We start from the raw sequence: 7,809 nt of genomic DNA, 5'->3' as shown, positions 1-7,809 counted from the left end.
GACAAAAGTGGGGCCAGCAAAGTGGTGCTGCAAGGGCCGCCGGGCTCCTCCTTGGGGCCTGCGGTTCAGGGGCGCAACCATGCCGCGACAGCGGGGCGTTCAACCGACGCGATCGTTTCTCAACCGTGAGGGGAGAACTTTGCCATGCGCCGACGCAGCGTCTTGATTGTCTTGTGGCCCGCGCTGGGCTCGCCGCGCGGCGCGCCGGAGACCACTGGTGCTGGCCACCTGCGCGAGCTGCGCCAGGCGCTGGTGGCCGCCTCGGCACGGGGCGGTAGCTTCGAGGCCTGGTTCACGCACATGTTCGTGCTGTCCGATCTGGCCAGCAGCAACACCAGCTCGGGCGAGGCGCTGATCCTGCGGGCCGACCGCAGCGGCAAGACCGAGGTGCTGGCCCGCCTGCAGGTTCAGGCTTGAGCGCCTGACGGCTCAGTCAGCTACACGTCTGCGAGTTCACGATGCGCTTGAGCGCGTCCGTATCCAGGATGCGCACATGGCGCTGCTTGACCTCGACGATGCCTTCCTCGACGAACTTGGAGAAGGTGCGGCTCACGGTTTCGAGCTTGAGGCCCAGGTAGCTGCCGATTTCCTCGCGCGTCATGCGCAGCACCAGCTCCGACTGCGAGAACCCGCGCGCATGCAGGCGCTGCACCAGGTTCAGCAGGAAGGCGGCCAGGCGCTCTTCGGCGCGCATGCTGCCCAGCAGCAGCATCACGCCGTGCTCGCGCACGATCTCGCGGCTCATGATCTTGTGCACATGGTGCTGCAGGGCGGTGACTTCGCGCGAGAGTTCCTCGATGCGGTCAAACGGCATCACGCAGACCTCGGCATCTTCGAGCGCCACGGCGTCGCAGGTGTGGTGGTCGTTCACGATGCCGTCCAGGCCGATGATCTCCCCCGCCATCTGGAAGCCCGTCACCTGGTCGCGCCCGTCCTCGGTCGCCACACAGGTCTTGAAGAAGCCGGTGCGGATGGCGTACAGCGAGGTGAAGGTCTCGCCATTGCGGAACAGCGTGCCTCCGCGCTTGACCTTGCGCCGCGTGGCCACGATCTCGTCGATGCGTTCCAGCTGCGCGTCGTTCAGGCCCACGGGCATGCACAGCTCGCGCAGGTTGCAGTTGGAGCAGGCGACTTTGATGGTGAGCGGGTTCATGGGCGCAGCAGCAACAGGTTGGGGGAGCGAACGGATCGCATCCGCAGGGTGGAGCGTGGTGGTGGCTGACATGCATCAAATTGTGGGCCCTGTGGGCCTTTCAACACTTGATCCAGGTCAAGGACGGGGGACGGGAGCTGCGGCAAAGTTCATAAGAACCTGCTGACGCCTTATTTCGGGTCGCGCAAGTACCTTGTCAGGATGTGTTGCTTGGCGCTGTGCGCATCCAATAGTTCAGCTATTGGCAAGCGCTGCAACGACGCAGACCGCCTGACAAGGCACTTGCCCGAGGGGTTGGGGTGAAATCGGGCGATTGTGGGCGCAAGTCGCTTGCATGGGCATGGGCCCATGCGGCGCACCTTGCACCCGCACTCATCCCGATTGCACCCCAACGCGACCCGAAATAAGGCGTCAGCAGGTTCTCAATATGGAATTCCCCCGAAATGACCGCTGTGACGCCCGAACTCCTGACCCGTTTCGACGTGCCGGGCCCCCGTTATACCTCCTACCCCACGGCCGACCGCTTCGTGGAGGCTTTTGGCGAGAACGACTATGTGCTGGCCCTGGACCAGCGCAAGGCCGGCACGCCGGGCAAGGCGCTGCCGCTGTCGCTGTACGTGCACATTCCGTTCTGCGAATCCCTGTGCTACTACTGCGCCTGCAACAAGATCATCACCAAGCACCACGACCGGGGCGATGTGTACCTGCGCTACCTGGCGCGCGAGGTGGAGCTGCACACGGCCCACTGCGGCACCGGCCAGGTGGTGAGCCAGCTGCACCTGGGCGGGGGCACGCCCACCTTTCTGTCGGATGACAAGCTGCGCGAGCTGATGGCCGTGCTCAAGCGCAGCTTTGCCTTTGCACCGGGTGGCGAGTACTCCATCGAGGTGGACCCGCGCACCGTGACGGCCGAGCGCCTGGCGGTGCTGGCCGAGCTGGGCTTCAACCGCCTGAGCTTTGGCGTGCAGGATTTCGACGCCGACGTGCAGAAGGCTGTGCACCGTGTGCAGCCGGCCGCGCAGGTGTTCGCGCTGGTCGAAGCGGCGCGCAGCCTGGGCTTCGAGTCGGTCAATGTGGACCTGATCTATGGACTGCCGCGCCAGACGCCGGAGTCCTTTGACCGCACGCTGGAGCAGGTCAAGTCGCTGCGGCCCGACCGCATTGCCCTGTATGCCTATGCCCACCTGCCCGAGCGCTTCAAGCCGCAGCGGCGCATCGTGCAGGCCGAGCTGCCGGCGGCGCCCTCCAAGGTGGCCATGCTGTCGCGCTCGCTGCAGCAGTTCATGGATGCGGGCTATGTGTATGTGGGCATGGACCATTTCGCGCTGCCCACCGATGCACTGGCGGTGGCCAAGCGCCAGGGGCGGCTGCACCGCAACTTCCAGGGCTACAGCACGCAGCCTGATTGCGACCTGATCGCCCTGGGGGTCTCGGCCATCGGCCGCGTGGGCGCCACCTACAGCCAGAACGCCAAGACCCTGGACGAGTACTACGACCTGCTGGACCAGGGCCGCCTGCCCGTGGTGCGCGGCCTGGCGCTGAACCGCGACGATCTGGTGCGCCGCGCCGTCATCATGGCGCTGATGTGCCAGGGCGAGCTGTTCTTCGAGTCCATCGAGGCGGGTTGGCTGATCGACTTTCGCCGCACCTTTTCGGCCGAGCTCACCCAACTGGCCGGTCTGCAGGAGCAGGGCCTGGTCAGCGTGACCGAGGAGGGCATCACCGTCACCCCCATGGGCTGGTTCTTCGTGCGCGGCATCGCCATGGTGTTCGACCGCTATCTGCAGGCGGACCGCAACCGCGCCCGGTTCTCCCGGATCATCTGACCATGCTCGCCACGCTGGGCTGGACCGCGCTGCTCATGGGCCTGGCCGGTGGCCCGCACTGCCTGGCCATGTGCGCTGCACCTTGCGGGGCGCTGGTGGGGCAGGGTGTATCGGGCGAGCAGCCCGTGCGCTGGGCCGGGGCGGGTGGGGCAGGGCTTGCCCAGCCAGGTACGTCGCCGGCCCTGGGGCGGCTCGTGGCCTTCCATGGTGGGCGGGTGCTGGGCTATGCGGGCCTGGGCGTGGTGGCGGCACTGGCCATGGGCAGCCTGGCCTGGCTCACCCAGCGCACGGCGGCGCTGCAGCCGGTGTGGACCTTTCTGCACTTGGCTGTGATGGCCTGGGGTGTGCTGCTGCTGGTGCAGGCGCGCCAGCCGGCCTGGGTGGAGCGTCTGGGGCGTGGCGTGTGGCAGCGCGTGCGGCCGCTCACGGCGGGGGCGGGTGGCGTGGGGGCTGCCGGGTTGCTCTGGGCGCTCATGCCCTGCGGACTGCTGTATTCGGCGCTGCTGGTGGCCGCGCTCAGCGGCGGGCCGGTGCAGGGGGCTGCCACCATGGCCTTGTTTGCCCTGGGCAGCGGCCTGTGGCTGGTGGGCGGGTCCTGGTTGTGGGCGCGGCTGCGCAGCCGCATCAACCAGGCGAGGGCCGACTGGGGCACGCGCGTGGCCGGGGGGCTGCTGTGCGCAGCGGCCGGCTGGGCGCTGTGGATGGACCTGGTCGTCAAGCCATCGCTGTGGTGCCGGTGAGACAGCTGCGGGAGGCGCGCGCGCCCGCGTCCGGGCGGCAAAATTGTTGTTTTGTGGCTCCTACGTATTTCTACGCATGCGCGTGGCCACCGGGTTTGCGTGGCACCTCGCTCCGGCCCGCTTCCAGGGGCAGGGTTTTTACCAGAGGGTAAAAAAGGCCGATGCCTAGCGGAGCCCTGTGACCATGGGTATGTCCTATGACACAGGGGGACAAGACATGCGTCCAGAACTGGAGATAATGGGTGTAACCAATGGTGGCAGAGATGCCGCCATGCTTCCTCACGTATGCCCTTAGTGTGAATTCCTCCGTCCTCATCGATATCCGCCAGCTGCGCATCGGCATGTACATCCAGCTCGACCTGGGCTGGATGCACCATCCGTTTCCGGTGAGCAGCTTCCGGGTGGCGTCGGCCGAACAGATTGCCACCTTGCGCGAACTGGGGCTGACCGAGGTGCGCTACGTTCCCAAGAAGAGCGACCCCGACCTGCGCGAGCTGCCCCTGCCGCTGGTGGGCAACCCCGGCGAGGCGCAGCCCGCCGACGCTCCAGGCGCCGTGCGGGAGGCGACGGCCCCGGCGCCGCTGGCCACGCCAACGGACGCCGCGGTGGACGAAGCCGCCGCCCGCCGGCGCCAGTTGCTGGAGGCGCAGAACCGTGCCCTGGCCCAGTGCAACCAGCGCTTTGGCGAGGCCACGCGCCGCTATGTGGCGCTGGAAAAGGTGGTCGTGGACCACCCCGAGCGTGCCCGCACCGAGGGCGAGGTGCTGGTCGCCGGCTGCGTGAACGACCTGCTCAACAACGGTGATTCTGTGATCCGCCTGCTGTCCGAGGGGGTGGGTGAGCCTGGCGCCCTGCACCCGGTGAACGTGCTGGTGGTCTGCCTGCTGCTGGGCAAGGCCCTGGGCATGAAGGCCGAGGAGCTGCAGGACCTGGGCGTGGCGGCATTGGTGCACGACGTGGGCAAGCTGCGCCTGGCCGACGTGCACAAGAACGCCCAGCCCCACATGCCAGCCCCCGACCGCGCCCGCTACGAAGGCCATGTGCGCGAATCCGTGGCGTTGGCGGGCCGCATGGGCCTGGGCAAACCGGTGCTGCTGGCCATTGCCCAGCACCATGAAATGGTGGATGGCAGCGGCTTTCCCATGCGGCTCACGGCGCACGACCTTTCGCGCGCCGGCCAGGTGCTGGCCTTGGTCAACCACTACGACCGCCTGTGCAGCCCCGGCAGCGGCATGGGCGGGCTGACCCCGCACGAGGCGCTGTCGGTCATCTTCGCCCAGCACAAGGCGCGTTTCGACGCGGTGGTGTTGGGGGCCTTCATCCGCATGATGGGGGTGTACCCGCCGGGCTCCATCGTGCAGCTGGTCAACGACCGCTATGCCATCGTGGCCTCGGTCAACTCATCGCGCCCATTGCGCCCCAAGGTCATCGTGCACGACCCGCGCGTGCCCAAGGACGAGGCGCCCATCCTTGATCTGGAGACGGTGCCCGAGCTCGGCATACGCCGCAGCCTCAAGCCCGCCCAGCTGCCGCGCGAGGCGCTCGACTACCTGTCGCCGCGCAAGCGCATCTGCTACTTCTTCGAACGCGCCGTGGCCCCTGTCCCCGAAGAGGGTGGAGCGTGATCCGGCCGCTGCCGCAGGCATGGATCGACGGTTTGCTGGAGGCGGTGTGGCTCGTCGATGAAAAGACGCTGCACATCCTGGCCGCGAACCAGGCGGCCGAGCAACTGACGGGCCTGTCCATCGCCGACATGCATGGCATGCCGGTGACCCAGCTGGCCGCGACGCCGCAGGACATGGTGTTCTGGAGCCAGCCCGCGGCGGTGGTGGCCGATGGCATCCACTCCCACACCAGCGTGCTGCATGCCACCGGCATCCTGGTGGCGGTGGAGCGGCGCGTGACGCGCGTGCCCCGGCTCGAAGGCGGCACGGCCTTTCTCGTCACCATGGTGGACCGCAGCCACCAGCAGGCCACCGAGCGCGAGCTCGAAACCCTGCTGGCCGAACTGCGCGCCACGCTCGACTCCGCTGCCGACGGCATGCTGGTCTGCAGCCTGGACGGGCGCGTGCGCGCCTTCAACCAGCGCCTGGCCCAGCTGTGGAACGTGCCGGCCCCGCTGCTGGTGCGGCGCGACGACGAGGCCCTGTTTGCCCACATGGCCGACCAGGTGGCCGATGTGCCGCTCTACATGGAGCGGCTGGCGGCCATCGGCACCGAGCCCATGCAGGAGAGCATCGACATCATCACGCTGCGCAACGGCATGAGCATCGAACGCCGCTCGGTGCCCCAGTTCAGCCAGGGGCGTGCCGTGGGGCGGGTGTATTCCTTCCGCGACATCACGCGCCAGCACGAGGTGCAGGCCAGCCTGCGCCTGGCGGCGCGGGTGTTCGAGTCGAGCATGGACGCGATCTTCATCGCCGACAGCCAGCACCGCCTGATGCGCATGAATCCCGGCTGCGAGCGCCTGGTGGGCAAGACCGCGCGCTCCTTCGAGGGCGCGGCTGCGGCCTCGCTGTTCGGCGGCGGGCCCGACGCGGACTTCATGGCCCAGGTGGAGGCTGGCTGGGCACGCGACGGCTTTTGGGAGGGTGAGCTGTGGCTGCCGCGCGAGAACGATGCCTATTGCGCCGTGCAGCTGTCCTGGGTGGCGCTGCGCGACGACGAGGACCGGCTGGTGCAGAGCATCGGCTTCATGCGCGACCTCACGCTGCAGCATGCCGCACAAAAGCGCATCGAGGAGCTGGCCTACAGCGACGTGCTGACCGGCCTGCCCAACCGCCTGCTGCTGTCGCAGCGCGTGGACACGGCGATCCAGGGCGCGCGCCAGACCGACACGGGGTTTGCCATCCTGTTCCTGGACCTGGACCGATTCAAGATCAACAACGACTCGCTGGGACACCCCTTTGGCGACCGCGTGCTGCAGCTGGTGGCCGGGCGCCTGCAGACCTGCCTGCGCCAGACCGATATGCTGTGCCGCCTGGGTGGCGACGAGTTCGTGATCTACCTGCACGGCGGCGACGCCGTGGTGGCCGAGAGCGTGGCGCGGCGCATTCTCGACGAGATGCTGCGCCCGTTCACGCTCGACAGCATGGGCTTTTCGATCCAGTGCAGCATCGGCATGGCGCTGTACCCGCAGGACGGCGCCACGCTGGACGAACTCATCAAGCAGGCCGACACGGCCATGTACCAGGTCAAGGAGCGCGGCCGGGGCAGCTACGGCTTCTACCAGCCGCAGATGAACGCCAACCTGCTCTCGCGCATGAAGCTGGAGCACGCCATGCGCCAGGCCCTGGGCGAGCAGCGCATGGCCGTGCACTACCAGCCCCAGGTGAGCATGGAGACCGGCGCCATCACCGGTGCCGAGGCCCTGATCCGCTGGACCGACCCGGAGTTCGGCCCGGTCTCTCCCGGCATGTTCATCCCGCTGGCCGAAGAATCGGGCTACATCGTCACGCTGGGCGCCTGGGTGATGGAGCAGGCGGTGCGCGAGGCCGCGGCCTGGATCCACGGCGGCCATCCCATCGTGGTGTCGGTCAATGTCTCGGCGCTCGAATTCCGCCAGCCCGACTTCGTGGACCGGCTCACGCGCCTGCTGGCCGTGCACCAGTTGCCGCCCACCTTGCTGGAACTGGAGCTGACCGAGACCATCCTGCTGCAGGATGCTGCCGAGATGGAGCAGCGCCTGCACGAGCTGGCGCGCCTGGGCGTAAGCCTGGCCATCGACGACTTCGGCACCGGCTATTCGAGCCTGGCCTACCTCAAGAAGCTGCCCATCCACAAGCTCAAGGTGGACCAGTCCTTCGTGCGCGGCCTGCCCGACGATGATGGCGACCGCGCCATCGTCAGCGCCATCATCAGCATGGGCCGCGCCATGCGCATCGAGGTGGTGGCCGAAGGGGTGGAGACCGAAGTGCAGCGCGCCGTGCTGGCGCAGATGCAGTGCGATCATTACCAGGGCTTTCTGTGCGCGCCCGGCCTGCCGGCCGAGGACTTCCGCCGCCTGCTGGGCCGGCCGGTGGCTTCACCACCCGGAGTACCGGCACCGCAGCCGGTGGCCGCCAGGCCTGCCCCCGGGCCGCAAGACTGA

6 protein-coding genes are annotated in these 7,809 nt (G+C 68.0%); 5 read left to right on the top strand and 1 reads right to left on the bottom strand.

All coding sequences use genetic code 11. From position 1 onward, the window contains the following. Nucleotides 1-144: 144 nt before the first annotated feature. Entirely contained in the window at nt 145-417 is a 273-nt protein-coding gene (locus ACK59X_RS06885) for a hypothetical protein (RefSeq protein WP_409956149.1), read from the top strand. 16 nt (nt 418-433) lie between these two features. On the opposite strand, the gene fnr is transcribed toward ACK59X_RS06885, so the two are convergent. After that, the gene (gene fnr, locus ACK59X_RS06880) at nt 434-1,153 is read right to left on the bottom strand and encodes a fumarate/nitrate reduction transcriptional regulator Fnr (RefSeq protein WP_184864259.1); all 720 of its coding nucleotides are present in this window, start codon (nt 1,151-1,153) and stop codon (nt 434-436) included. A gap of 443 nt (nt 1,154-1,596) precedes the next feature. On the opposite strand from fnr, the gene hemN reads away from it, so the two are divergent. The 4 genes from hemN (at nt 1,597) to ACK59X_RS06860 (ending at nt 7,809) form a co-directional block, all read left to right on the top strand. After that, nucleotides 1,597-2,979 carry an oxygen-independent coproporphyrinogen III oxidase gene (gene hemN, locus ACK59X_RS06875; protein WP_409956148.1) on the top strand — a complete coding sequence of 461 codons (1,383 nt, stop codon included), beginning with the start codon at nt 1,597-1,599 and terminating at the stop codon, nt 2,977-2,979. A gap of 2 nt (nt 2,980-2,981) precedes the next feature. Next, nucleotides 2,982-3,719 (top strand): sulfite exporter TauE/SafE family protein, encoded by a 738-nt coding sequence (locus tag ACK59X_RS06870; RefSeq protein WP_409956147.1) that lies wholly within the window; start codon nt 2,982-2,984, stop codon nt 3,717-3,719. Between the two features lie 296 nt (nt 3,720-4,015). Then, on the top strand, nt 4,016-5,344 hold the full coding sequence (locus ACK59X_RS06865; protein ID WP_409956146.1) for an HD-GYP domain-containing protein: 1,329 nt from the start codon (nt 4,016-4,018) through the stop codon (nt 5,342-5,344). Further along, complete coding sequence (locus tag ACK59X_RS06860) at nt 5,341-7,809, top strand: EAL domain-containing protein (RefSeq protein ID WP_409956145.1); 2,469 nt, start codon at nt 5,341-5,343, stop codon at nt 7,807-7,809. The genes ACK59X_RS06865 and ACK59X_RS06860 overlap by 4 nt, the downstream gene beginning before the upstream one ends.

The organism is Acidovorax sp., assembly GCF_046339755.1.
Lineage (GTDB): Bacteria > Pseudomonadota > Gammaproteobacteria > Burkholderiales > Burkholderiaceae_C > Acidovorax.
Note: the sequence above shows the minus strand (reverse complement) of the source record. Positions and strands in the feature narration are given on the sequence as shown.